The sequence below is a fragment of the Pistricoccus aurantiacus genome, from assembly GCF_007954585.1.
GTDB lineage: Bacteria > Pseudomonadota > Gammaproteobacteria > Pseudomonadales > Halomonadaceae > Pistricoccus > Pistricoccus aurantiacus.
The window spans coordinates 2,908,409-2,932,486 of the sequence record NZ_CP042382.1 but is presented as its reverse complement, the minus strand read 5'-3'; the positions used below and the strand labels follow the sequence as shown (position 1 = coordinate 2,932,486).

Annotated in this window: 22 protein-coding genes; 10 read left to right on the top strand and 12 right to left on the bottom strand. The window is 59.3% G+C overall.

Annotated elements, in window-relative coordinates; genetic code table 11:
- Window positions 1–25: 25 nt before the first annotated feature.
- From FGL86_RS13850 to FGL86_RS13830, 5 genes are all read left to right on the top strand, one after another.
- Window positions 26–1,147, top strand: a complete 1,122-nt coding sequence (locus FGL86_RS13850) for a hypothetical protein (protein ID WP_147185129.1) — start codon at window positions 26–28, stop codon at window positions 1,145–1,147.
- A 76-nt stretch (window positions 1,148–1,223) separates the two neighbouring features.
- The gene (locus FGL86_RS13845; RefSeq protein WP_246131637.1) at window positions 1,224–2,351 is read left to right on the top strand and encodes a glycosyltransferase family 4 protein; all 1,128 of its coding nucleotides are present in this window, start codon (window positions 1,224–1,226) and stop codon (window positions 2,349–2,351) included.
- Between the two features lie 53 nt (window positions 2,352–2,404).
- Window positions 2,405–3,682: a Vi polysaccharide biosynthesis UDP-N-acetylglucosamine C-6 dehydrogenase TviB gene (tviB, locus tag FGL86_RS13840; RefSeq protein WP_147185127.1), complete on the top strand. Its 1,278-nt coding sequence runs from the start codon at window positions 2,405–2,407 to the stop codon at window positions 3,680–3,682.
- 49 nt (window positions 3,683–3,731) lie between these two features.
- On the top strand, window positions 3,732–4,784 hold the full coding sequence (locus tag FGL86_RS13835) for an SDR family oxidoreductase (RefSeq protein ID WP_147185126.1): 1,053 nt from the start codon (window positions 3,732–3,734) through the stop codon (window positions 4,782–4,784).
- A gap of 105 nt (window positions 4,785–4,889) precedes the next feature.
- Window positions 4,890–5,798 (top strand): DUF4351 domain-containing protein, encoded by a 909-nt coding sequence (locus FGL86_RS13830; protein ID WP_147185125.1) that lies wholly within the window; start codon window positions 4,890–4,892, stop codon window positions 5,796–5,798.
- A gap of 174 nt (window positions 5,799–5,972) precedes the next feature.
- On the opposite strand, the gene FGL86_RS13825 is transcribed toward FGL86_RS13830, so the two are convergent.
- Together FGL86_RS13825 and FGL86_RS13820 are read right to left on the bottom strand one after the other, a co-directional pair.
- On the bottom strand, window positions 5,973–6,401 hold the full coding sequence (locus FGL86_RS13825) for a type II toxin-antitoxin system VapC family toxin (RefSeq protein ID WP_147185124.1): 429 nt from the start codon (window positions 6,399–6,401) through the stop codon (window positions 5,973–5,975).
- Window positions 6,402–6,638 (bottom strand): type II toxin-antitoxin system Phd/YefM family antitoxin, encoded by a 237-nt coding sequence (locus FGL86_RS13820; protein WP_147185123.1) that lies wholly within the window; start codon window positions 6,636–6,638, stop codon window positions 6,402–6,404.
- A gap of 216 nt (window positions 6,639–6,854) precedes the next feature.
- On the opposite strand from FGL86_RS13820, the gene FGL86_RS13815 reads away from it, so the two are divergent.
- From FGL86_RS13815 to FGL86_RS13795, 5 genes are all read left to right on the top strand, one after another.
- Window positions 6,855–7,202, top strand: a complete 348-nt coding sequence (locus tag FGL86_RS13815; RefSeq protein ID WP_147185122.1) for a hypothetical protein — start codon at window positions 6,855–6,857, stop codon at window positions 7,200–7,202.
- Window positions 7,203–7,211: 9 nt separating this feature from the next.
- Window positions 7,212–8,045: a 3'(2'),5'-bisphosphate nucleotidase CysQ gene (cysQ, locus tag FGL86_RS13810; protein ID WP_222433756.1), complete on the top strand. Its 834-nt coding sequence runs from the start codon at window positions 7,212–7,214 to the stop codon at window positions 8,043–8,045.
- 51 nt (window positions 8,046–8,096) lie between these two features.
- Window positions 8,097–9,401, top strand: coding sequence for an O-antigen ligase family protein (locus tag FGL86_RS13805; RefSeq protein ID WP_186764409.1), 1,305 nt, complete (start codon window positions 8,097–8,099; stop codon window positions 9,399–9,401).
- Window positions 9,398–10,396 carry an NAD-dependent epimerase gene (locus FGL86_RS13800; protein WP_147185120.1) on the top strand — a complete coding sequence of 333 codons (999 nt, stop codon included), beginning with the start codon at window positions 9,398–9,400 and terminating at the stop codon, window positions 10,394–10,396. Before FGL86_RS13805 ends, FGL86_RS13800 begins: the two co-directional genes overlap by 4 nt.
- 147 nt (window positions 10,397–10,543) lie before the next feature.
- Complete coding sequence (locus tag FGL86_RS13795; RefSeq protein WP_147185119.1) at window positions 10,544–11,887, top strand: UDP-glucose dehydrogenase family protein; 1,344 nt, start codon at window positions 10,544–10,546, stop codon at window positions 11,885–11,887.
- Window positions 11,888–11,992: 105 nt separating this feature from the next.
- On the opposite strand, the gene FGL86_RS13790 is transcribed toward FGL86_RS13795, so the two are convergent.
- From FGL86_RS13790 to gloB, 10 genes are all read right to left on the bottom strand, one after another.
- Window positions 11,993–14,188 (bottom strand): YjbH domain-containing protein, encoded by a 2,196-nt coding sequence (locus tag FGL86_RS13790; protein ID WP_246131636.1) that lies wholly within the window; start codon window positions 14,186–14,188, stop codon window positions 11,993–11,995.
- Window positions 14,185–14,961: a capsule biosynthesis GfcC family protein gene (locus FGL86_RS13785; protein ID WP_147185118.1), complete on the bottom strand. Its 777-nt coding sequence runs from the start codon at window positions 14,959–14,961 to the stop codon at window positions 14,185–14,187. Before FGL86_RS13785 ends, FGL86_RS13790 begins: the two co-directional genes overlap by 4 nt.
- 65 nt (window positions 14,962–15,026) lie before the next feature.
- On the bottom strand, window positions 15,027–15,629 hold the full coding sequence (locus tag FGL86_RS13780; RefSeq protein ID WP_186764408.1) for a YjbF family lipoprotein: 603 nt from the start codon (window positions 15,627–15,629) through the stop codon (window positions 15,027–15,029).
- A 47-nt stretch (window positions 15,630–15,676) separates the two neighbouring features.
- Complete coding sequence (locus tag FGL86_RS13775) at window positions 15,677–15,955, bottom strand: hypothetical protein (RefSeq protein WP_147185116.1); 279 nt, start codon at window positions 15,953–15,955, stop codon at window positions 15,677–15,679.
- A gap of 119 nt (window positions 15,956–16,074) precedes the next feature.
- The gene (locus FGL86_RS13770) at window positions 16,075–17,679 is read right to left on the bottom strand and encodes an ABC transporter ATP-binding protein (protein ID WP_147185115.1); all 1,605 of its coding nucleotides are present in this window, start codon (window positions 17,677–17,679) and stop codon (window positions 16,075–16,077) included.
- Window positions 17,669–18,796: an ABC transporter permease gene (locus tag FGL86_RS13765; RefSeq protein WP_147185114.1), complete on the bottom strand. Its 1,128-nt coding sequence runs from the start codon at window positions 18,794–18,796 to the stop codon at window positions 17,669–17,671. The genes FGL86_RS13770 and FGL86_RS13765 overlap by 11 nt, the downstream gene beginning before the upstream one ends.
- Window positions 18,797–18,799: 3 nt before the next feature.
- A complete protein-coding gene (locus FGL86_RS13760; RefSeq protein WP_147185113.1) occupies window positions 18,800–19,870 on the bottom strand; it encodes a microcin C ABC transporter permease YejB in 1,071 nt (356 codons plus the stop codon).
- Window positions 19,871–19,935: 65 nt separating this feature from the next.
- A complete protein-coding gene (locus tag FGL86_RS13755) occupies window positions 19,936–21,774 on the bottom strand; it encodes an extracellular solute-binding protein (RefSeq protein WP_147186208.1) in 1,839 nt (612 codons plus the stop codon).
- 173 nt (window positions 21,775–21,947) lie between these two features.
- Window positions 21,948–23,210, bottom strand: coding sequence for a transglycosylase SLT domain-containing protein (locus FGL86_RS13750; RefSeq protein ID WP_147185112.1), 1,263 nt, complete (start codon window positions 23,208–23,210; stop codon window positions 21,948–21,950).
- A gap of 16 nt (window positions 23,211–23,226) precedes the next feature.
- Entirely contained in the window at window positions 23,227–24,027 is an 801-nt protein-coding gene (gene gloB / locus FGL86_RS13745) for a hydroxyacylglutathione hydrolase (RefSeq protein WP_147185111.1), read from the bottom strand.
- Window positions 24,028–24,078 lie beyond the last annotated feature (51 nt).

The following is a 24,078-nucleotide window of genomic DNA, read 5'->3' as shown; positions in this document are numbered from 1 at the left end:
TTGACACAATATTTAGGTTCACTGCGTGAGTGATTTTTGGCTGGACTTTCCCAATTTTTTAGTGTGTATCACCCTGGTGCTAATGGCTCACTTGCGAGGGGTGATTAACTTTAATGTGGCGACGGTATTGTTTGCCTCTAGCATTGTACCGTTTTTACTTAATGATATGTTATTTCCAGCAAGCTATATGCCGGATCAATTTCGCTATTGGGAAGTGACAAAGTCTTTGCGGGAGTTAAATTTTTCGGTATGGGATAGAACTTTGTCTATTAATTTTTCCTCTGCCGTATTAGCTTTATTTCCTTTGCCTTTCATGCATACAATCGTTAGCTTAGGGTTTGTCAATAAGTTTATTTATTTATTTAGTGTTGTTGGCCTGGTGCGGGCGCGCATTGCTTCTCATTCAATACTACTCTTTTTAGTATTGTATCCTAGCTTGATTCTTTATACATCTTTGAGCTTGCGTGATACTTTGGTCGTGGTGTTTATGCTTTTGGGTTTTTTGATGGTTATAAAAAATAAATTTTTTTTAGCGTTTTTATTTTTATCTCCATTGCTGGTAATTAAGTCACAAAACGTTTTTATAATGCTGATATTTGTAAGTATATACATATTTTTTGGTGTTGGGCGTCAAGGACTTTCGGCTTCGCGCTTTTTCTTCTTGTTGGTAGGGCTGGGATTGATGATGATAGCTATTTATCCACTGGCTATTGATCAAATCAATTTTTATCGTATTGCGATGTTTGCCGAAGATGGCGGTGACCCGGAAAAAATTGAAGTGATCAGTGGGTTTGGTGATTTTTTATTGAATGGAATTACTGGTGCCTTATATTTTTTAATTAAACCGCTGCCTTGGGAAGCGGAAAATATTCTTCAGCTAGTACAATCATTCGAAAATGCCGTGGTAGGTGTATTTCTTCTTTGGCTGACCAAAAAAGCCTGGGAATTGAATCGTGAAAAAACGTTATTCTGGATATTATTCCTTCTAGGGGCCTTCACGATTTATGGCCTGGTAGTTTTCAACTACGGTACCGCCGCCCGCTATCGCTTTCCTTTCTTGGTGGTGTATGTGGTGTGCATGGCCTATGACACCGGGTTAGTACAGCACTGGCAAAACGTTCGCAAGAAAAGCCTGCTTGGCCAATAGCACCATTTGATTTTTATTCACGGTTAATATCGTTATGCCTTCTAGTGTCCAATCGCAGGCGACCTTGACAGTTGTCATGGTCTCCAATACCTCCTGGTATTTCTATAACTTCCGCCGCGGCACCGTCGAGGCCCTGCGCAATGCCGGGTATCGGGTGATCGTGCTGGCGCCGACGGATGCATATTCCCGGCGTCTGGTGGAGGAACTGGGTGTCGAGCATATACCGTTGGCGCTTGAGGGCAAGAGCACCAGCCCGTTGAGCGAAGGGCGGAGCTTCACGCATCTATTGCGCAGCCTGCGCCGGCTTTCGCCGGCGTTTGTCTTCAACTTTACTGTCAAGGCCAATATCTATTCCGGGCTGGCCTGCCGGGCCTTGAATATTCCCTATGCCAACAATGTGTCCGGGCTGGGCACGGCCTTCCTGCACGACACCTGGCTGTTTCGCCGGGTACGTTCGCTTTACGGTTTCGCCAACCGTGGGGCGCGCTGCGTGTTCTTCCAGAACCGCGAAGACCACGACCTGTTTCAGCGCTATGGTCTGCTGCGCGATACCCCCACAGTGGTGCTGCCCGGTTCCGGCATGGATACGCAGCGCTTTGCCTTTGCGCCGTTGCCCGAGTCCACGCCCTTTACCTTCGTGATGATCGCGCGGCTGCTGGGGGACAAGGGCGTGCGAGAATATGTGCAGGCCGCCCAACAGGTACACGAGGATTCCCCCTCGGCGCGCTTTCTGTTGATCGGCCCGCACGGCAGCAGCAACCGTACCGCTATCCATCAGGACGAGGTGGCCGAGTGGCAGGCCCAGGGCGTGATCGAGTATCTGGGCGAGCAGGAGAATATCCGCGACTGGCTAAGACAAAGCCACGTGCTGGTCTTGCCTTCCTATCGGGAGGGCATGCCGCGTACCGTGCTGGAGGCTGCTTCCATGGGTCGTCCGGCCATCGTCTCGGATGTGCCCGGCTGTCGGCACGCCATTGTCGCCGGCGAAACCGGCTGGCTGTGCGAGGTCAAAAGTGCGGATTCCCTGGCCGCCTGCATGCGGGAATGCCTCGAGATGCCTTTCTCCAGCCTGGAGCAGGCAGGCAAGGCCGCCCGGCAGCGCATCGAGGCGGAGTTCGACGAGCGCATCGTGATCCAGGCGGCCATGAACTGTCTGGAGTCGTCGCTGTCCCAGCGCTCCCCGGCTCGTCACGCCTCTCGCTAGCCCGTTTCCTCATCAGCGATTCGCTAACTCATCCTTCAACGAGAAAATCCTTTATGCGCCGTATGCAAGACGTGCGCCTGGGCGTGATTGGCCTGGGCTATGTGGGGCTGCCCTTGGCAGTGGAGTTCGGTAAGGTGATGCCCACCCTGGGGTTCGATATCGATTCGCGTCGTATCCAGGCACTGCGCGATGGGGTCGACCACACCCTCGAGGTAGAGCCGGAATTGTTGGCCGAAGCCGGGCAACTGATGTTCACCGATTCCCTCGAGGCGCTGCGCGAGTGCAATGTCTATATCGTGACCGTGCCCACGCCGATCGATGCGGGCCGGCAACCGGATCTGACGCCGCTGTTGAAAGCCAGCGAAACCCTGGGCCAAGTGATCGGCAAGGGCGATGTGGTGATCTATGAGTCCACCGTGTATCCCGGGGCAACGGAAGGCGACTGCATTCCGGTAATCGAGCGGGTGTCCGGCCTGGTCTTCAACCGGGACTTCTTCGCGGGCTACAGCCCGGAGCGCATCAACCCCGGCGACAAGGAGCATCGGGTTACCTCGATCAAGAAGGTCACCTCCGGTTCCACGCCGGAAATCGCAACCTTCGTCGACGAGTTGTATCGCCGGGTGATTACCGCAGGCACCCATCTGGCCAGTTCCATCGCCGTGGCCGAGGCTGCCAAGGTGATCGAGAATACCCAGCGCGATCTCAATATCGCTTTGATCAACGAGCTGGCGGTGATCTTTGAGCGGCTGGGGCTGGATACTCAGGAGGTGCTGGAAGCCGCCGGTACCAAGTGGAATTTTTTGCCGTTTCGTCCTGGTCTGGTGGGAGGCCACTGCATCGGCGTCGATCCCTACTACCTGACCCACCGGGCCCAGCAGGTGGGCTACCACCCGGAGGTTATTCTCGCCGGGCGGCGTATCAACGACGGCATGGGCGCCTATGTCGCCAGCCAGCTGGTCAAGCAGATGGTCAAGCGGCGCATTCACGTCAACGGCGCGCGGGTGCTGGTGATGGGGCTGACCTTCAAGGAAAACTGCCCGGATCTGCGCAACACCCGGGTGGTGGATATCCTGAGCGAGCTGGCGGAATACGGCGTCGAGGTGGAGGTGTTCGATCCCCAGGTCGACCCCCAGCAAGCCGAGCGCGAGTATGGTGTTCAGCTGGTCGATGAGCCCCAGGACGGCGTCTATGACGGGATGATTCTTGCCGTAGGGCACCGGGAGTTTCATGAGCTGGGCGTCGAGCGTATTCACCGCTGGGGAAAGGCCGAGCACGTGCTGTACGATCTGAAATATGTGCTGCCCAAGGATCAGGTCGATCTGCGCCTGTAGCGATCGGGGATTTTCATGAAACCATTTTTTATTTGTTCAAGGAGCAGTCATGAGTTTCGCTGATTGCAAGTCAAGACTCGTCGCCTCGCCTCGCCGTTGGCTGGTCACCGGTTGCGCGGGTTTTATCGGCTCCAACCTGCTGGAAACGCTGCTGAAGCTGGATCAATCCGTGGTGGGGCTGGATAACTTCGCCACCGGCTACCAGCGCAACCTGGACGAAGTACGCGATCAGGTCAGCCCTGAGCAGTGGCAGCGCTTTCAGTTTATCGAAGGCGATATCCGTCATCTCGAGGATTGCCATAAAGCGTTGATGCCGGACGGCGAACCGGTGGCGCATGTGTTGCATCAGGCGGCGCTGGGATCGGTGCCACGCTCCCTGGAAGACCCCTTGACCACCCACGCGGCCAACTGTACCGGCCATTTGAACATGCTGGTGGCGGCGCGGGACGCCGGGGTGACAAGCTTCGTCTATGCGGCCTCGAGTTCCACCTACGGCGATCATCCGGGACTACCCAAGGAAGAGGACATCATCGGCAAACCGCTCTCGCCTTATGCGGTGACCAAGTATGTCAATGAGCTGTACGCGGATGTCTTCGCCCGGGCCTATGACTTCAAGAGCGTGGGGCTGCGCTACTTCAATGTGTTCGGACCGCGCCAGGACCCGGATGGCGCCTACGCGGCGGTGATTCCCAAGTGGACCGCGGCCATGCTCACCGATGAAACCCTGTATATCAACGGCGATGGAGAAACCAGCCGGGATTTCTGTTTTATCGACAATGCGGTGCAGACCAATCTATTAGCGGCGCTTGCAGAAGGCGACGCTCAAGGCCAAGTGTATAACGTGGCGGTCAATGCGCGGACGTCCTTGAATCAGTTGTTCGATTACCTGCGCACCGCTTTGGCGGAGCAAGGGGTTGAATACGCTCGTGATCCGATCTATCGGGATTTCCGCCCCGGTGATGTACGCCACTCCCAGGCGGATATCAGTAAGGCGTCCAGGCTGTTGGGCTATACCCCGAGCCACGAGGTCAAGCAGGGCATCAGCGAGGCGATGCCTTGGTATATCGAGCATTTCAATACAGTTAAAGTAAGTAAAGGCTAAAACCCCTGCATAGTTAAAAAGCTGCATAAGAAATGATCGTAACCGATTCGTATTCTAAGTAAAAAAGGCACAATGACGAGTCTTCAGCTTCATTAAAGGCACGCCATGTCCCGTAATCTCAGCCATGATCAGAATTTCAAGAATCTGATTCTCGACTATCCGCGCCAGGCGCTGGCGTTCTTCGCCGAGGAAGAGGCAGCGGAGATTGATGCCAGTGTGACAATCACGCCTCTACGCCAGGAACAGCTCAAGGAGCGCTTGGGAGAGCGCTTTCGCGAGCTGGACGTGCCCTTGCTGGTGGAGTGGCCGGATGGACGTCGGGAAGCCTTGTTGTTCGTGCTCGAGGAAGAGACGCAGTCACGGCGCTTTTCCATTCATCGTCTGGCCCATTACTGCCTCGATCTGGCGGAGCTGCTCGCTACCGAGCGGGTGGTACCAGTGGTCATCTTCCTGCGCGAGCATCCGGGGCTGCCGCGTGATCTGGTATTGGGCAGCGAGCGCCGCCACTATCTACGCTTCGACTATCTGGCTTGCATGCTGGCTTCCACGCCCGCCGAACGGTACCTTGAAAGTGACAATCTGGTGGCCCGCCTGAATCTGCCCAACATGCGTTGGCCGCCGGATAAAAAGGTCGAGATCTACGCCAGGGCGATCGAAGGGCTACTGACCCTCGAACCGAACGTCGAGAAACAGATCAAATACCTGGATTTCGTCGATATCTACACGGGATTGAGCGAGGCAGAACGCTTTGATTACGAATCCCGTTATCCGCAGGAGAACGCCGCAATGACGGGACTGGCAGAACGTTTACGAACAGAAGGTAGGCAAGAAGGTAGGCAAGAAGGCATTCAGCAAGGAGAGCAGGGTTTACTGAGAAAATTGCTGGAGCGCCGCTTCGGGCCGCTCGAGTCAGCAACGGAACAGCGCTTGCAAAACGCTACCACCGAGGAACTGGAGCACTGGGCCGAGAATCTGTTGGAGGCGCAGTCGCTGAGGGAGGTGTTTACCCAATAGCTGATGGTGTCGGGCTTAAGTAGCTATGATGCAGTAATGAAATAATGCAGCAATGTTGTTGCCCGTTGCCCGTTGCCCGTTGCCCGTTGCCCGTTGCCCGTTGCCCGTTGCCCGTTGCCCGTTGCTTATGAAATGGGGAGAGTGTCATGCTAAATGGCGATATGCTGTGCTTGGCTATTCCTTGGCGGGTTGTGCATCGAGCCCAAAATATGTCGCTGCTTTCATCAAGGCCTCGTCTTGCGTGACCAACGTTGCCTGATGAGTTTCCGCACATGCCATGTGCAGGGCATCCAGCGTTCGTAATGCGGTTTTGCGAGTCAGCAGCCAATGTCTGGCACGCTGGTAATGGCGGGAGCCAAGCTGGCATATTTCAAACCGTCCTGCCGCGATATCTTCTTGAAATGCGCTTTCAATGCGGTTGGCCTGTGGCTCGGTCAGTTCTTTTGTCCTTACCCAGCGCGCCAGTGCCGAGGCTAGCTCGACCTCGGTAAGCGGGCTGATGAGAACGGGCTGTGTCTGAGCGAAAAGTAAATTCTGCACTGCCGCACTGCTGGATTCCTGACGATAGTAGGGCAGCAGCGCACTGGTATCGATATAAAGCACTTAATAACGCTCCTCGTCGCGTAGGGTTCGAACCAGTTCAGCAGAGGTTTCCTTGGCGGGGGGCAATTCACGACGTAATTGGCTACGGTCAGGAAAATGCACTTCCTTGACTGTCGCCGGTACCAGTTTCGCGGCTGGCTTGCCGCGTCGCAGAATGATGATTTCCTCTCCCGCTGCCACGGCATCCAGAAGGCTGGAGAGCTTTTCGCGGGTTTCACGCACGCTGGTCTTTTGCATCGTCGTTATCCGTTATCTCTAGGGTGTACAAGTAAAGTGTACATTGTTTTCAGTAGGCAGGTAGGTAGACAGGAATTCATTTAGGCACATTTGCTGACGTTGATGCTGTTTCAGCCAATAGCCTGAATAAGTCAATCGTTGCCTTTCTTTAAAGGGTATTAGATATCTAGATTTTCATTTATTATTGTTGCCATATAAATCGTTTGGAATTTTACGATGAGCACTATGGCCACAATGCCGCTTCCCGTTGCCCGGTCTCCCAAGAAACTACAGTCGCAAATGCTTCACAATAATCGGTTCCTAGGGCTTCATCAGGCCTGGCTGGGCGCGTTTCTGTCGCCGTTCGTGCTGGGAACGGTGGCGCTGTTCAATGAAGACTGGCAGTGGTGGTGGATTCTGCCGACTTTTCTTCTATGCTGGGGCTTCATTGAAGTGTTGTTTCTACGCCGGCGTCTGGCAATTCGGCGTCTAGCGGTGATGGAAAGCCGTGCTGAGGTGATTCGGCTGGCTTGGAAGCATGGCGTTTCATTGCGTGAGATTAGGGTGGTCGATGATGAAGCCTGAGGCCTGCAGGTGAGTGACGAATCAAGCGACGCGTTGCGCGATCGTCTGATCGATGGCGTGATCGCCGCGGGGCGTCGGGTAATGGATATCTATCGTCAGGGATTCGATGTCGAGCTCAAGGACGACCAGAGCCCGCTCACGCAAGCGGACATGGCTTCCCATCATGCGCTGCTGGCGCTGTTGAATTCCCTGTTTCCCGATACGCCGGTACTCTCCGAGGAGTCCGAGCCGGTTTCCTATGCGACGCGACAGCGCTGGAAGCGGTATTGGCTGGTGGACCCGCTGGATGGCACCAAGGAATTCATCAAGCGCAACGATGAGTTCACGCTTAATGTGGCCCTGGTGGATGATGGCGTGCCGGTATTCGGCATCGTCCATGCGCCGGCCCTGGGCGAGGACGGTATTACCTGGTGGGGGCAGGTGGACGAGGGCGCTTTCAAATGCGAAGGCGACAAGCAGAGACGCATTACGGTGAGTCAACTGCCGGATCCGGATCACAAGCCCTGGCGGGTCGCCGGCAGCCGTTCTCATGGCCAACCCAAGCTCAAGGCCTTCTGTGCCGCGCTGCCGGCTCACTCGCGGATTTCCATGGGCAGCTCGCTGAAATTCTGCCTGGTGGCGGAAGGCAGTGCGGATCTCTATCCGCGTCTGGCGCCCACCAGCGAATGGGATTCCGCCGCTGCCCAGGCAGTGGTTGTCGCCGCCGGCGGCGAGGTGCTGGAGGCGCATTCCCTGAAGCCGCTGCGTTACAATCAGCAAGACAGTCTTCTGAATCCTTTCTTTATCGTCTGCACTCAACGAGACCCCAGGTGGCAACAAGCGCTTGCCACCGCGCTCACGTAAGCTAGGATGACCGCCTCAAGCGCCTATCGACCGTCGAGGAATGTCACCCTTATGCGCTCAAGCCCCATGGCATCGCTTGCTCCCTGGCAAGGTGCGGTGCTGTTCGCGTTCTTGGCAAGTCTGGTCACGCTGCCGTTGGGCTATGGCATCTGGGCCGTTGCCGCTCTGGTTCTGGCGCTTTTTGCCATGCTGCCGACCGTTCGTCGGCTTCCCCTGGACCGTGAAGACGCCGCCTGGCTGGTCATGCTGGCCCTGGTGGGGCTCAATCAGGTTCTCGACGCCTGGCGCAGCGGCGCGCCGATCGGCCATCAGACCACGCCTTCGCTGCCCTGGTGGCCATTCGCCGCCGGGGTGATCCTGATAGCCTGGCGAGCGCGACCCATGCGGGCGAAATGGCTGTGGGGCGGAGTGATTCTCGGCGCTCTGGGAGCGGGCACCATCGCCTTCGACGAGCGCTGGATCAACGGCTTCAACCGGGCGGATAACGATATCAACGCCATTCCCTTCGGCAACCTTTCCTTGCTGCTTGGCGTATTGGCCCTGGTCAACGCGCTGCGCCTTTGCCACAAGTACGCCGAGCCGCCGCGCTGGTACGTGGTGTTCTCGCTGCTGGCCACGGGTAGCGGACTCTTGGCGTCGCTGTTATCCGGCACCCGAGGCGGTTGGATTACCTTGCCGGTGGCGCTGGCGCTGATCGGCTGGATGTATCGATCGCTGCTGCAGCGGGGCTGGCAAACCCTGGCAGCCTGGCAGCGCTGGAGCCTGATACTGCTGAGCGTGCTGGTGATCGGCTGGGCGCTGAGTTTCGCCTATCCTCGTTTATGGGAGCTTTACAACAACCTGGAGCGCTTTTTCAATGAAGGGGTGGTGAAGACCTCGATCGGCGCGCGTATCGATATGTGGCAGAACGCGATTCGGCTGTTTCTGGAAAAACCGCTGTTTGGCTGGGGAGAGGGCGCCATGCGCCCGGTGCTGGATCGCTTGATCGACAGCGGCCTCATGGATGCCAATGTGCAGGATCAGTTTCTGGGCTATCAGCTGCATAACGAATGGCTGGATACTGCCGCTCGGCGCGGTCTGGTCGGCGTGGTACTGCTGGCGGCCTTCTATGCAGTGCCGCTGGTGCTTTTCGCACGTCATCTCAGGGATGCGACGCCGCAGCGCAAGGCGCTCGCCCTGGCCGGGGTGCTGGTGGTGCTGATGTTCCTGGGCTTTGGCTTGAGCCAGAGCATGTTTCGCGATGTGCGTACCTACAGCGGCTATCTGGCGCTGATCGTGGCCTGCTGGTCCTTGCTCAAGCGCCCCTATCCAGAAAGCAGATTCACTAAGCGTCCAATGCTCGAAGGAGACCAATGAAACTTCTCATTACCGGCATGGCGGGGTTTATCGGCCACGCGGTGGCCAAGCGGCTGTCCGGTCAGGGCCACGAAATCGCCGGCATCGATAATCTCAATGACTATTACGATGTGGCGCTCAAGCAGGCGCGTCTGGATGACCTGGCGCCGTGCGAGGATATCACCTTCATCAAGCTCGATCTGGCGGATCGCGCGGGCATGGAAGCGCTTTTCGCGGAACGGCGTTTCGATCGGGTGATTCACCTGGCGGCTCAGGCCGGGGTGCGCTATTCCCTGGAAAATCCTCACGTCTACGCGAATGCCAATCTGCTGGGCTTCCTCAACGTGCTGGAAGGCTGTCGCCAGCAGCAGGTGGAGCATCTGGTGTACGCCTCCTCGAGCTCCGTCTACGGCATGAACGACAAGGTGCCGTTCGCCACCAGCGACAACGTGGATCAGCCGATCAGCCTGTATGCGGCCACCAAGAAAGCCAACGAGCTGATGGCGCATACCTATGCGCACCTTTATCGCCTACCCGCTACCGGGCTGCGATTCTTTACGGTGTACGGCCCTTGGGGACGCCCGGACATGGCGATGTTCAAGTTCACCCGGGCGATTCTCGAAGGCAAACCCCTGGACGTTTACAACCACGGTGACATGTCCCGGGATTTCACCTATATCGACGATATCGTCGAAGGCGTGGTACGTATCCTCGAGGTGATTCCAGCGGCTCCCGAGTCCGACACGGCAGAACCCGCCGCCGCTACTGCGCCCTATGCGCTTTACAATATCGGCCACGGTAGCCCGGTGGGGCTGATGGATTTCGTGCATGCGGTGGAAGCGGCAACCGGGCGCGAAGCGAACTGCAACTACCTTCCCATGCAGCCCGGGGACGTGCCGCGCACCTGGGCGGATACCCAGGCGCTTTATGAGGTGACCGGCTATCAGCCCACAATAAAGGTGGAAGAGGGCGTTCGGCGTTTCGTGGACTGGTATCGCGACTATTACTCTGTATGACTATTGTGCCGTGTAACCATTTTTTTAGTCGTGGATGGGACCAGACAGGTTCACCCATAGTCACTATTTGCTATAGCAACGAGATCGTTAAACTACGTCGCAAGCGCGCTATATCGAAATCGTTTGAATCTCGGGGGCAGTAAAGGAATGAAAATCACCATTTTCGGTACGGGTTATGTGGGGCTGGTTACCGGGACTTGCCTGGCCGATGCGGGACACGAAGTGCTGTGCATGGACGTGGATGAGAACAAGATCGCGCGCTTGAAAGACGGCGAGATTCCAATCTTCGAGCCGGGGTTGGAGAGCATGGTAAAAAGTAATGTCGCCGGAGGACGCCTGGACTTCACCACGGATCCGGTGGCGGCGGTGGGCTTCGGTCAGCTGCAGTTTATCGCCGTGGGCACGCCGCCGGACGAAGACGGCAGCGCGGACTTGCAGTACGTGCTGTCGGTGGCGGATACCATCGGCAGGCACATGACGGATTATAAGGTGATCGTCGATAAGTCCACGGTGCCGGTGGGGACCGCGGATCGGGTCAGCCAGACGGTGGCGGCGGCGCTCGAGGGCAGAGGGGAATCCATCGAGTTCGATGTCTGCTCCAATCCGGAATTTCTCAAGGAAGGCGCTGCCATCAAGGACTTTACCCACGGCGCGCGTATCATCGTGGGCACCGAGTCCGAGCGGGTCATGCGCCTGATGCGCGAATGCTACGCGCCTTATAACCGTCATCATGAAAAGATGATGTTCATGGACGTGCGCGCCGCGGAGCTGACCAAGTACGCCGCCAACGCCATGCTGGCCACCAAGATCAGCTTCATGAACGAGATCGCCAATCTGGCGGAACGTTTGGGGGCTGACGTCGAACAGGTACGCCGAGGCATCGGTTCGGATCCGCGCATCGGCTACAGCTTCATCTATCCGGGCTGTGGCTATGGCGGCTCCTGTTTTCCCAAGGACGTGCAGGCGTTGGCGCACACCGCCACGGAAGTGGATTATCAGCCGGAGCTGTTGAATGCGGTGGAAGCCGTCAACTTCCGCCAGAAGAAGACGCTTTACACCAAGCTGGCCCAGGCCTTCGACGGCGACCTCAAGGGCCGGACCATCGCCCTGTGGGGGCTGGCCTTCAAGCCTAATACCGACGACATGCGTGATGCGCCCAGCCGCACCTTGATGGAAGCGTTATGGGAAGCCGGCGCCACGGTCCAGGCTTTCGATCCGGAGGCCATGAAGGAATGTCGGCGCATCTATGGCGAGCGAGACGATCTGGTGCTGGTCGCGGACCGGGTGCAGGCGGTGAAAGGCGCCGATGCCTTGGTGATCTGCACCGAATGGAAGGATTTTCGTATCGTGGACTTCGATTGGCTCAAGCGCCAGCTGAGTACGCCGGTGATCGTCGATGGCCGTAACCTGTTCGACCCCCAGGCAGCCAAGGAAGCCGGCCTGATGTATTACGGGGTGGGTCGCGGTGATTCACTGCGCTCGTGCAGCTAGGAAAGCTAGAACGTCTTGATGTGATCAAGACTGGATTGAGCCAAGCATCAAAAAGGCCACGTCGGAAGACGTGGCCTTTTTGCTTACTACTACGACTTGGGGTGTTTACTCCCACACCTTGTCGATTTCCTTCCAGTAGCGGCCCAGGTTGCGCTCGCCGGTCAGGTTATACAGCTCGTAGCGCTTGTTGAGCCGGGCGCCACCGTCTCGAGTAAGGGGCGACCAGCTGAGGCCGACACTGCTGCGGCTTGAGGTGGTGAAGAAGGCGTCCAGAGGCAGGGAAACGTAGAGACCCTTGTCGAAGCTGCCCTCGCCGTATTCCTCGCTGCTCACATCGGTGAAGGTGGCCCAGGCGCCCATGCGCACGCCGGAGTCGAACTGTCGGGACAGGTCGATGGTGCCGCCCCAGTCTTCCGCCAGATAGCGGCCCAGGCTAAATTTGGCCAGCACGTCTTTCACGCCGGTTTCCACGTAGGCGCTGAGGTGACCGGTCACGGTATCATAGTCCCGCAGGCCGAACTGCTGGTCGAAGTCGCGCTGCTTCACGTAGTTGATATCCGCACCCAGGGCAAACGCGCTGTTGAAGGGGCGATAGAGCACCTCGCCGCCGACCCCGGCGTACATCATCTCGAGATAACCGCCGTAACCCATGGCATACCAGTTGTCGTTGAGCTTCGCGGTACGGGTGTACTGCAGATTAGTCAAGCCAAGGTCGCCTTCCTCGAGATAGTCGCCGATAAAGGTGCGCACGCGAGGCAGATCGGAATCCGCGATGTATTCGTAGTCGTCCAGGTTGTCGAAGAGGGTCCAGGCCAGGGTGCCGGAGAACCAGCCGTTGGTATCGGTGAAATATTCCGCGCTGGCATCGAGGTACAGGCGATACAGGTAGCCGTCAGGCCCGCCGAGGTTCTGGTCGAGTCCCGGGCCGATACTGTAGCGGAAGCGTTGCGGCTTGTTCTCGTGGAGTACTTCGCCTCTTGGCTTGGATGCGGCTTGTGCATAGATCCCGTACAGATAGGGAATCTCTTCCTGTTCCGCCTGGAGCGCCGCGACGAAATCCTTGCGGGAATGGATATCCTCGCGCAGATCCATGCCTCGAGACTGCCAGCGGTAGCGGAACGTCTCGACGTCCTTGTCCACTTCGTTGTTCAGGATACGGTTGGCGCGGCCTTCGGTCTTGATCAGGGAGCGGAAGCGCACCGGCTCGCCTTCCACCACCAGGGTCTTGTCGTCTCGGGCGATGATGCGCGAAACCCGAACCCCGGCGTTGTCTTCCAGCTTCTGGCTGACCGCCGGCCAGTCGTTGGTGGTGGACTCAGGCGCGGATTGCAGCGCCACCGGCTGGGGGTCGCGCTTGACCTGAGAGATATCGGCCAGATTCACCGAGTAGGCGATGCCGAACATGGCGGTGTCGCCACGCTCGAAGCCCGCATTCAGCGCCAGATAATCCGTCAGCTTCAGGCGAGCGCCGAAATTGAACGGGGAATCCTGATCGATAGGCTCGCCCGCCGGGTCGTTCTCGTAGTCGTTGCCGTCGTATTCCAGCATCAGGCTGAGCGGTTCCCAGGGGGTCTGGTACTGCACGCCGCCGAAAAAGGCCATCGGTCCGCGAAAGAGCTGGTCCAGATCGAAATCGCCGCCTTCGCCGACATCGGGGCGCGGACGATCGTCGAAGCGGTCGTCGATCCAGCCGAACGGGGAATCGATATCGCCGCGTCCGCCGAGATACCCCCAGCCCAGGCCGAGGGTGAAATCGAAATCGTACCAGCGCTTGCTGGCGACCAGGTATTCGCCGCCGAACAGCGAGGTGCCGCCGATATCCCGAAAGCCCAGGGCAATTTCCGGCACTCGACGGCTTTCCTGCCAGAGTCGAAACTTGGCGTCGAAGCCTTTGTCCAGGTAATCCCGATCGCCGGCAATGGCTTCACCATAGAGCCGATCGTCGATTTCGCTATAGCGAAAGCCGGCTTCCAGCCAGTCCAGCGGCTGGAAAGTGAAGTTGTAGCGCCGGTAGGGGTCGACCTGGTTATAGGAAAACGAGAACTGCCCCGCGGGAGCCATGCGGGCGGTCGGCGTCTGCATCAGGCCGACACCGCCGAAATCACTTTGTGAAAGCGCGGGATCCATCGCCTGGGCGGCAGCGGCCAGAAAGAAACTGGAAATCAGTACCGAACTGCTCAAGCCAAGGCGTGAATAGCGTTGACGCGGCGCGCTGGCGTCATGATCGCGGTTTTCACGATCCTGAATGGCGTCCGCCTTGCAAAATGAGTGACAGGCGTAGGAACGGCGATCGGCAATCATGGGGCGCTCACGTCGTCTGGTTTCATTGAGTCGCGCGTACAGTCATTACCAGGCATACGCGCGGCCAGATATTTCGGCAGGTTCTTGTTGACCCAACGGGCGGAGATATTGACCGGCGGAAGGGAAAATACGATTCGACTACCCGGCGCCAGGGCGACGTCCTGCAGGTTCCAGGCGGCGACGCCCTGTTGATAGGTGCTTCCCCTGGGGGTGACCACGGTGGCGGTGTCCGCGCCGCGATAAGCGTCTTTAGGCAGGCGGTCCAGGGTGTTGGCCAGACGGCTGCCTTCCTGCCAATCGAGCCGGATTACGCCGTTGGGCGTCCAGACGTCGATCCAGTCTGCCGGGGTGCAGGCGCCGTAGCTGGCTAGGGTGTCGAGAAACGGCGCGCTACGCGGATTTTCCAGCAGTGAGGCCAGATCCGCGCTTGCCAGGGTGCGCAGGGTAGCGGGCTGGTTGAGCTTGAGCTGCCATTGCACCAGCCCTTGCCAGCGCCGGTTCTGACCGGCTTGGCCCGCCTGACCGATCAGTTCCACCAGCTCATGGCGTAGCTGGCGTCCTTGCTGGTCCAGGCGCTCCCGGTCTGTCTCGAGCAGGTAATACGCTCGGCCTTCAGGCAGGCGATCCATGGCGAGCCAGGCGTCCGTCAAGGTAGGTCGGCTTTGGAGCGTCGCGCTGTCGTTGTCGGCGGCATGGGTATCCAGTGCGAGCATGCTACCAAGCAGTAGCGCGCACAGGGGTAATGCATAACCGGTGATCCTTGCTGAGAACATGGTGAGAACTCTTGTTCGTATTAGCGCTTTTCTTGTCACTGCTGGTTTTATTACCACCAGTTTTATTACCACCAGGGTCTGGCGACCTGCCAGCCGATGCGCTTGGCATCCGGCCAGGGTTCAATGCTACCTGCCCAGACGCGCTGATCCTGTGGGCGATACCATAGGGTATTACGGCTGGTCTGGCCGTTGCTCCAGGCCACTCTATCCTCGCAGCGCTCCAGATCCAGGGTCGTCAACGGCAGTTCAACCTGCGGCTCCGGCTGGCATTGCCGTTGCACCCAGCCGGTCAGGTGATGCTCGTTGCCCTCGGCATCCTGCCAATCCGCGACTACGGGAAGGCGTTCCTTCGGGGCTGCCGATCCGATCGGCGGATAATCCAGCTTGAGCAGTTCATTGTCGAAGCCCGCGGTGCGATAGGGCAGCCCGGCGTGTAACTGCAGCGTCGCTCGATCCCTGGCCTGCCAGAACGTATCCTCACCCACCTGATGCGCCATGACCATCAAAGCGTCGTTGCCGTCCATGTGCGCGGCGACGGAGGCATAGGGTAACGATCTCGCGGTGGTGGCTACCGCTTCTCGATCCGGTATGAGAGAGGCTAGGGTATTACCCAGGGGAGAGTTGCCTGTCGACGAACAGCCCACCAGCCCCAAGGATAAACATGACAAGACCGCTAAAGAGCGGCCTTTTGAGATGATGTCATGACCCCTGGCCATCAGCGCGTGCCCGTGGTGCCGGTGGTACCGGTAGTACCAGAGGTACCGGAAGTGCCGCTGGAACTGTCGTCGCTGCCCAGTGCATGCGCCGCAACACCGACAACCGCAAGACCCACGACGGTGGAACCCACGATAGCGCCGGTGGACAGGCCGGCAGCGCTGGAACCGGCGGCGCCGCCGGAGTTTACTGTGTTCGTATCGGAAACAGAATCCTGTGCCATCGTCACGGGGGCAACAAGCAGCCCGGCGATGCTCAAGCCGGCGAATAGGGATTTCAATGTGATATTCGGCTTTGACATGGAAAAGCCTCCGTTAAAATAGATTTCAATTGGACCCAAGGGTATGGGGGGTAAAGCTAATATGCAAGATTAATTGTATCCTTTTGTGACGCTGTATTTCACCTTATACCACTCATACTAAATGATTTTAAGTTGGCGGCGGCAAGTAAGGCTTTAGTGTAGTCGTTTTCTGGTTCACTGAGTATCTGCTGGCTCGAACCCTGTTCGACAAGCTGCCCATCTTTTAGTACCAGTACGCGATGCGCCATGGCGCGCACCACCGCCAGATCATGACTGATGAACAGATAGCTCAGGTTGCGCCGGCTTTGAAGCGCCCTGAGCAGTTCCACCAGCTGTTTCTGCACCGTACGATCCAGAGCGGAAGTCGGCTCGTCCAGCACCAGCAGTTCTGGCTCGAGAATGATCGCCCGGGCGATGGCGATGCGCTGGCGCTGCCCCCCGGAAAACTCATGCGGAAAGCGGGAGGCGCAGTCCGCGGGGAGCCCGACCTCTTCGAGCGTCGTCTGCACGCGCTGTTCGACAGTGGGATCATCGAGCTGGGGTTGATGAAATCGCAGCCCTTCGCTGATGATCCGGGATACCGGCAGGCGGGGGGAAAGCGAGCCGTAGGGATCCTGGAAGACGATCTGGAAGCGCCGTCGCCGGCGCCGCAGCGCGTTGCCGCTCAGGCGCTCCAGATGTTCGCCGTCGAAGACGATTTCACCGCGGCTTTCCATCAGGCGCAGCGCCGCCAGGGCCAGGGTGGTCTTGCCGGAGCCGGATTCGCCGACGATGCCCAGGGTTTCGCCTCGGGCGAGGCGTATCGATAGCGGCGCCAGCGCCTCGAAGGGCAGGGGCCGTTTGGCAAACAGTTTCTTGGGGCGCTGAAACACTACGCTGAGCGCCCGGGTTTCCAGCAGCGTCTCTTCCCGGGTCAGCGGCGAGGGCTGGCCCTCGGGCTCCGCTCCCAGCAGAGCCCGGGTGTAATTGCTTTGCGGCGCTTCGAAGACCCGATCCACCGGGCCGGTTTCCTGTTCCCGACCGCGATACAGCACGCAGACCCGATCCGCATGGCGACGCACCAGGTTGAGATCATGGGTGATCAGCAGCATGCCCATGCGGTGGCGGTCCCGCAGTTCCGCCAGCAGCGCGAGAACGTCCTGCTGCACGGTAACATCCAGCGCGGTGGTGGGCTCATCGGCGATCAGCAGTCGGGGATTGTTGGCGATGGCCATGGCGATCATCACCCGCTGGCGCTGCCCCCCGGAAAGCTGATGCGGCCAGGCATCGAGCAATTCGTCTGGCCGGGGTAGCTTGACCTGCTCGAGAAGCTCCCGGGCCCGAGCGCGTGCCGCTCGTCCCGAGAGTCCTTGATGCAGGCGCAGGGTTTCCATGATCTGCTTGGCCACCGTATGCAGCGGATTGAGCGAGGTCATGGGTTCCTGAAAGATGAAACCCACCTGGCTACCCAGCAGCCCCTGCCAATCTCGGGGCCTGAGCGCGGCGAGATCCGTGTCTTCCAGATAGCGCCTGCCGCTGACCCGGGCGTTGCGAGGCAGCAGATTCATGGCGCCCAGGGCGGTCACGGATTTTCCCGAGCCGGATTCTCCCACCAGCGCCAGGGTTTCGCCGGGGCGAACGGCGAGATCGAGGTTCTCGACCACCGGCTTGCCGTCGAAGGCCACGCTCAGCTGCTCGAGGCGCAGCACGAAATCAGCGCACATGGTCGGGCTTCCTCGTCTCGTCGGCTTGGGTGGTGACTTGAATGGCGGTGGGTTCCGGAACGCTTTCCCGGGCGGCGGCGTGAATATGACGCGGATCGAAGGCGTCTCGGAGTCCTTCGCCGATAAAGACGAGAAGCGACAGCATTAGCGACAGGCTGATGAAGGCGGTAATGCCGAGCCAGGGCGCCTGAAGGTTGTTCTTGCCCTGGGCGACCAGTTCCCCGAGAGAAGGCGAGCCCGGCGGCAGGCCGAAACCGAGGAAGTCCAGGGCGGTCAGGGTGGTGATGGCACCGGTGAACAGAAAAGGAATGAAGGTCAGGGTGGCGACCATCGCGTTGGGCAGCACATGGCGCCACATGATCAGCCGAGACGGCAGCCCGAGCGCCTTGGCGGCGCGGACGTATTCCAGGTTGCGGGCGCGCAGGAATTCCGCCCGCACCACGTCCACCAGTCCCAGCCAGGAAAACAGCAGCATGATGCCCAGCAACCACCACAGGTTGGGCTGCACCAGGCTTGCCAGGATGATCAGCAGGAACAGCACCGGCAGTCCGGACCAGATTTCGCTGAGCCGCTGACCGATCAGGTCCGTCTTGCCGCCGAAATAGCCCTGAACGCCGCCGAACAGCACCCCAAGCATCAGCGAGCCGATGGTCAATACCAGGGCGAATACCACGCTCAGGCGAAAGCCGTAGATGACCCGGGCCAGCACGTCACGGCCCTGATCGTCGGTACCCAGCCAGTGATGCGGATCCGGCGCGGAAGGGGCGGGGCTATCCAGGCTCATGTCCAGGGTCTGATAGTCGTAGGGGATCAAAGGCCAGAGCATCCAGCCCTCGGCTTCGATTTCCTCTCGAACGTAAGGGTCGCGATAGTCCGTGCTCGTCGGCAGGAAACCGCCGAAGGTAGTCTCCGGATAATCGATGAATAGCGGCGCGTACCACTGCCCTTGATAGCGCATCACCAGCGGCTTGTCGTTGGCGATCAGCTCCGCCCCCAGGCTGAGCACGAACAGCACCAGGAACACCCACAGCGACCACCAGGCCCGGCGATTGTCATGAAAGATCTTCAGGCGACGGCGAGTGATGGGTGAAAACCCTGAAACGAGACGAGACAGCATCGATCAGGCCTCCCGGGTCGCGAAGTCGATACGCGGGTCCACCCACACGTAGGTCAGATCCGAGATCAGCTTCAGGATCAACCCGATCAGGGTATACAGGTACAGGGTACCGAAGATGATCGGATAGTCTCGCTGCATCACCGCCTCGAATCCCAAGAGGCCCAGGCCGTCCAGAGAAAAGATCACCTCGATCAGCAGCGATCCGGTGAAGAAGATGCCGATCAGCGCGGACGGCAGCCCGGCGATGATGATCAGCATGGCGTTGCGAAACACGTGGCCGTACAGCACCCTTTGATCGCTGGCGCCCTTGGCCCGGGCGGTCAGCACGTACTGCTTATGAATCTCGTCGAGAAAGCTGTTCTTGGTCAGCATGGTCAGGGTGGCGAAACTGCCGATGGCAAGCGCCAGCACGGGAAGGGTGATATGCCAGAAGTAGTCCGTGACCTTGCCCCAGGCGGAAAGCTCGCTGAAGTTCGGTGAGGTCAGTCCGCGCAGCGGGAAGACGTCGAAATAGCTGCCGCCGGCAAATACCACGATCAGCAGGATGGCGAACAGAAACCCCGGGATCGCGTAGCCGACGATCACCAGTCCGGAGGTCCAGACATCGAAAGGCGACCCGTGGCGCAGCGCCTTGCGTATGCCCAGCGGAATCGAGATCAGATAGACCAGCAGGGTGGTCCAGAGCCCCAGGGAAATCGATACCGGCAGACGCTCGATCATCAGGTCCACCACCGGGCGGTCGCGAAAGAAGCTCTTGCCGAAATCGAAGGTGGCGTAATCCTTGACCATTTCCAGGAAGCGCTCGTGAGGGGGCTTGTCGAAACCGAACTGGGTCTCGAGCTGGGCGATGAAACGTTCTTCAACGCCACGCGACCCGCGGGATTCCCCCTGAACGCGATCGCCACCGCCGCCATCCAGGCGGGTGCTGGCGCCGCTGTCCATGCCCTGAAAACGTGCCAGCATCTGATCGATGGGCCCGCCTGGAGCGGCCTGCACGATGATGAAATTGAGCAGCATGATGCCCAGTAGCGTAGGTATCATCAGCAACAGGCGACGCAGAACGTAGGCGGCCACACAAGCTCCCTTCAACGGCTAGACGACGTACCCGTGGATACGAAGATCGGTAAAAGCGCTGCCGGTCAATCGCCGCGCTGGCGTGGGCGAATTTCCCTGGCCCGCTCGGGATCGACCCACCAGGCCTCGAGATCCAGATTGTACTCCGGATGCGGCTGGGGATAGCCGTAGAGATCCCACAGGGCGATACGGGTCGCCGCCAGATGCCACTGGGGAATCACGTAGAAGCCGTGGCGCAGCACCCGGTCCAGGGCGTGCGCGGCGGTGTCCAGTTCCTCACGGCTGTCCGCACGGATGAGCTTCTCCACCAGTTCGTCCACCACCGGATTCTCCAGGCCGATCAGATTGCGACTCTGGGGCTGGTGAGCGTAGGCGCTGGTCCAGAATTCCCGCTGCTCGTTGCCCGGATTGTTGGACTGGGGAAAACCGCCGACGATCATGTCGAAATCGAACTTGCGCAGACGGTTGAGATACTGATTGACGTCCACCACGCGAATCTTGCCGTCGATGCCCAGGCGCGAAAGGTTGCGCAGCAGCGGCTGCACCACCCGTTCGAACTGGGTATCGTAAAGCAGCACTTCCAGGCTCAGGGGCTCGCCGGTTTCGGTATTGACCATCTTGCCGTTGCGCACCACATAGCCCGCTTCCTGCAGCAGGTTCAGCGCTTCCGCCAGGCGCGGACGCAGTTCCTCCGGGTGCTCGATGGGCAGTGGCTCAGTAAAGACACGCTCCGGCAACTGATCGCGGTAGGGTTCGAGCAGTTCCAATTCTGCTTCGGAGGGCAGGCCTTGGGCGGCCATCTCGGAGTTCTCGAAGAAGCTATGGGTGCGCTCGTAGGCGTCGTAGAAGAGCTTCTTGTTGAGCCAGGGGAAGTCGAAAGCCAGGTTCAAGGCTTCGCGGACTCGCACGTCCTGGAACTTGTCGCGGCGCAGGTTGATGACGTAGGCCTGCATGCCCGCGGGCTGGCCGTCCGGCACCTCGAGCTTCTTGACGAAGCCCTCCTTCGCGGCGGGGAAGTCGTAGGCCGTGGCCCATTGGCGGGCGCTGGTCTCAAGGCGAAAATCCAGGTTGCCGGCCTTGAAGGCTTCCAGGGCCACGGTCTGATCTCGGTAGTAATCGAAGATCAACCGATCGATGTTGTGGCGTCCCTGCTTGACCGGCAGATCCTTGCCCCAGTAATCCTCGACCCGCTGATAGACGATACGCCGCCCAGGCTGTACCTCGGCGATGCGGTAAGGGCCGCTGCCCAGAAGCTTGTCCAGGGTGGTGGCGCTGAAATCCCTCTCCTGCCAGTAATGCCTGGGCAGAATCGGCAGCTGGCCAAGGATCAGCGGCAGTTCCCGGGAGTTGGATTCGGCGAATTCGAAGCGCACCGTCTTCTTGTTCAGCGCCTTGACCGCGGTGACGTCCGCGTAGTAGGCGGCGTAGAAGGGCTGGCCCTTGTCCCGCAGGATCTCGAAACTGAACACCACGTCCTGGGCGGTGACCGGCTTGCCATCGTGAAAGCGCGCCTCGGAATTCAGGTCGAATTCCATCCAGCGCCGTTTCGGATCCAGGCGAACGCCCTTGGCGAGAAGCCCATACTGGGAAAAGGGCTCGTCCGGGTTGGTTTCCATGAGGGTGTCGTAGATCTGCGTCAAGCCGGTTGCCGGCGTACCGCGAATGATGAAGGGATTGGTGGAATCGAAACTGCCGATGGCGGCGCGAGCCAGGCTGCCGCCCTTGGGTGCCTGCGGATTGACGTAGGGGAAGTGCGTGAAATCCTCGCTCAGCGCCGGCTCGCCGTACAACGCCAGGCCCTGTACCGTGGACACGGTTCCCCCCGATTCTTCCTCGGCGAAGGCGTCGCGGCTCGATCCACAAAGCACAAGATACGCCAGCAGAAGACTCGCCAGAAAAAGCATGCCGCGACGGCCCGACGAGGTTCCGGGCAGGATCGATAGCGAATTCAGGCCAATGATGGCGCGCTGATCGCGCCGCCGAGCAGCGTGAGACATTGACGGGCTTCCTTGAACACAGATAGCGAAAACTCTTACGTTGTCAGCCCCGGCAGCGCTTGTAAATATCCTTTTGACGCCTAGCCGCTGGAAGCCAGCACCGGCGTTTGCGGAATGTGCAGGGTCTGGCCGGCGTGAATCGTATCCCCGGCCAGCGAGTTGTGGCGACGCAGGGAGGCCAGGGTCACCCCATGACGCTGGGCGATCAAGGAAAGGCTATCGCCTCGGCGCACCCGATAGCGCCGTCCGCTATCATTCGACGCCAATGTCGCCGCGCTTCCCGGATCCGATTCGAGACGGTCGAGCCCCGCCAGCAGGGCGGCTTCGCTATCCACCGGAACAAGAAGAGACGCTATCTGACGGGGATCCGCGCGATTGTTGAGCAGGCCAGGATTGAGCATCTCAAGCTCGCTGCGACTGACATCCGCCAAGGCGGCGGCTTGCGCCAGGCTAAGCGGTGCGTTCAAGGGCACCTGGGCGAAGGCGGGAGAATCCTCGATGGCGGGCAGGTTGACCGCATAACGCTTCGGGTCGGCGATGATGGCGGAAATCGCCAGCAGCTTGGGAACGTAGTTCATGGTTTCCCGAGGCAGGCGCAAATGCCAGTAATCCTTGGGTTTGCCGGCCCGAGCGGCGGCGCGCAGCGAGCGGTTGACGCGCCCGGCGCCCGCATTGTAGGCCGCCAGGGACAGCGCCAGATCACCGCGATACCACTGCTCCGCCTGCTGTTCGATGTAGTCCAGCGCCGCCCGGGTCGAGGTCACCACGTCCAGACGTCCGTCATAGCCGCGATCGAGCCTGAGTCCCAAGGCTTTTCCGGTGCGGGGCATCAGCTGCCAGAGCCCGGTGGCGCCGCTTATGTTGCGGGCGCTGGTCTTGAAGGCACTTTCCACGAAGGGAAGCAGGGCGATTTCTCCCGGCAGCCCTCGAGCTTCGAGCTGATCGGTGATCCAGTGCAGCCAGGGCCGAGCGCGCTCGGCGATCTCGACGATGTCGTGCGGGCTCTTGCGGTAATACTCGATCCACTTGCGTACCCGAGGACGGTCGATTTCATCCTGCCAGGCGAAGCTGTCTCGCAATCGATCCCAGACCCGAGTCGGCTCCGCGGGGGTCAAATCCAGGGCATCCCAGAAATGATGATCTCCCGCCAGGAGACGATCCACAAGACGATTCTCGGCGGACGGCAGTGCCGTCGCGTTCATGGACAGCATACTGCTGGACGTTGGATAGGCACTGGGCAAGCGATCCGCATGGGCGCTCATCGCGGCCAGGCCAAGGGAGGTCACGGTGATACCGCCGGCTAATGATACGATCAAGCGGCGAGTGGTTCGGTATGTGGTCATAAAAGGAGTGTCGTGATCAGAAGTTGTCCTTCCAGGCGCGCAATGTTGCGAAGGTAGCTTGTGCCGAGTCGGTGTCACCCTGGCGAGACGCTGCCCGTTGAACCTCGGGCCGGTCGCTGCGCAGGAACGGGTTGATGGCAAGTTCACGCTGGATGGTACTGGGCAGGGTCGGACGATCCAGTTCTCGAGCCCGCTGACATTCGTCGTGAAATTGATCGATTTGCGTATTCTGGGGATCCGCGGCCTTGGCGAAACGCAGGTTGGCCAAGGTGTATTCATGAGCGGCGAACACCAGGGTGTCAGCCGGTAACCGGGCAAGCCGCGATAGAGAAGCATGCATCTGTTCGGGGCTGCCTTCGAAGAGTCGGCCACAGCCGGCGCAGAACAAGGTGTCGCCACAGAACAGCAGTGGCGGCACACCCGCCGAGTAAAACGCGATATGATCCAGGGTATGACCGGGAACTTCGAAAACCTCGAAACGTCTTCCCAGTATTCGACATTCGTCACCGTCTTTCAGGCGCTCGTCGATACCTTTGATGCCGGGATTGTGCGGGCCAAACACCCGGGGCCGGTAGCGCTTGATCAGTTCCGCCAGGCCACCGGTATGATCGTGATGATGATGGGTAATGAGGATGCTATCCAGGGTCAAGCCGTCGCGTTCAAGCAGTTCGATGACCGGTTCCGCATCGCCGGGGTCCACCACGGCGACGTGAATGTCCGCAGGCTGACCATTGGCATCGGTGTTACTGTTGGCATCCTGGCGAAGCAGCCAGATATAGTTGTCGCTGAAAGCGGGGATCGGCGTCACGCTCAGCATGGGCTTGACCTCGGGACGAGTCCGTAAAATCCGACACTTTGGAGGCATTGC

Coding starts and splice junctions, on each gene's coding strand:
- FGL86_RS13845 (WP_246131637.1), top strand. CDS start 1,224: ATGGTCTCCAATACCTCCTGGTATTTCTATAACTTCCGCCGCGGCACC.
- tviB (WP_147185127.1), top strand. CDS start 2,405: ATGCGCCGTATGCAAGACGTGCGCCTGGGCGTGATTGGCCTGGGCTAT.
- FGL86_RS13835 (WP_147185126.1), top strand. CDS start 3,732: ATGAGTTTCGCTGATTGCAAGTCAAGACTCGTCGCCTCGCCTCGCCGT.
- FGL86_RS13830 (WP_147185125.1), top strand. CDS start 4,890: ATGTCCCGTAATCTCAGCCATGATCAGAATTTCAAGAATCTGATTCTC.
- FGL86_RS13820 (WP_147185123.1), bottom strand. CDS start 6,638: ATGCAAAAGACCAGCGTGCGTGAAACCCGCGAAAAGCTCTCCAGCCTT.
- FGL86_RS13815 (WP_147185122.1), top strand. CDS start 6,855: ATGAGCACTATGGCCACAATGCCGCTTCCCGTTGCCCGGTCTCCCAAG.
- FGL86_RS13805 (WP_186764409.1), top strand. CDS start 8,097: ATGCGCTCAAGCCCCATGGCATCGCTTGCTCCCTGGCAAGGTGCGGTG.
- FGL86_RS13800 (WP_147185120.1), top strand. CDS start 9,398: ATGAAACTTCTCATTACCGGCATGGCGGGGTTTATCGGCCACGCGGTG.
- FGL86_RS13795 (WP_147185119.1), top strand. CDS start 10,544: ATGAAAATCACCATTTTCGGTACGGGTTATGTGGGGCTGGTTACCGGG.
- FGL86_RS13790 (WP_246131636.1), bottom strand. CDS start 14,188: ATGATTGCCGATCGCCGTTCCTACGCCTGTCACTCATTTTGCAAGGCG.
- FGL86_RS13785 (WP_147185118.1), bottom strand. CDS start 14,961: ATGTTCTCAGCAAGGATCACCGGTTATGCATTACCCCTGTGCGCGCTA.
- FGL86_RS13770 (WP_147185115.1), bottom strand. CDS start 17,679: ATGTGCGCTGATTTCGTGCTGCGCCTCGAGCAGCTGAGCGTGGCCTTC.
- FGL86_RS13765 (WP_147185114.1), bottom strand. CDS start 18,796: ATGCTGTCTCGTCTCGTTTCAGGGTTTTCACCCATCACTCGCCGTCGC.
- FGL86_RS13755 (WP_147186208.1), bottom strand. CDS start 21,774: ATGCTTTTTCTGGCGAGTCTTCTGCTGGCGTATCTTGTGCTTTGTGGA.
- FGL86_RS13750 (WP_147185112.1), bottom strand. CDS start 23,210: ATGACCACATACCGAACCACTCGCCGCTTGATCGTATCATTAGCCGGC.
- gloB (WP_147185111.1), bottom strand. CDS start 24,027: ATGCTGAGCGTGACGCCGATCCCCGCTTTCAGCGACAACTATATCTGG.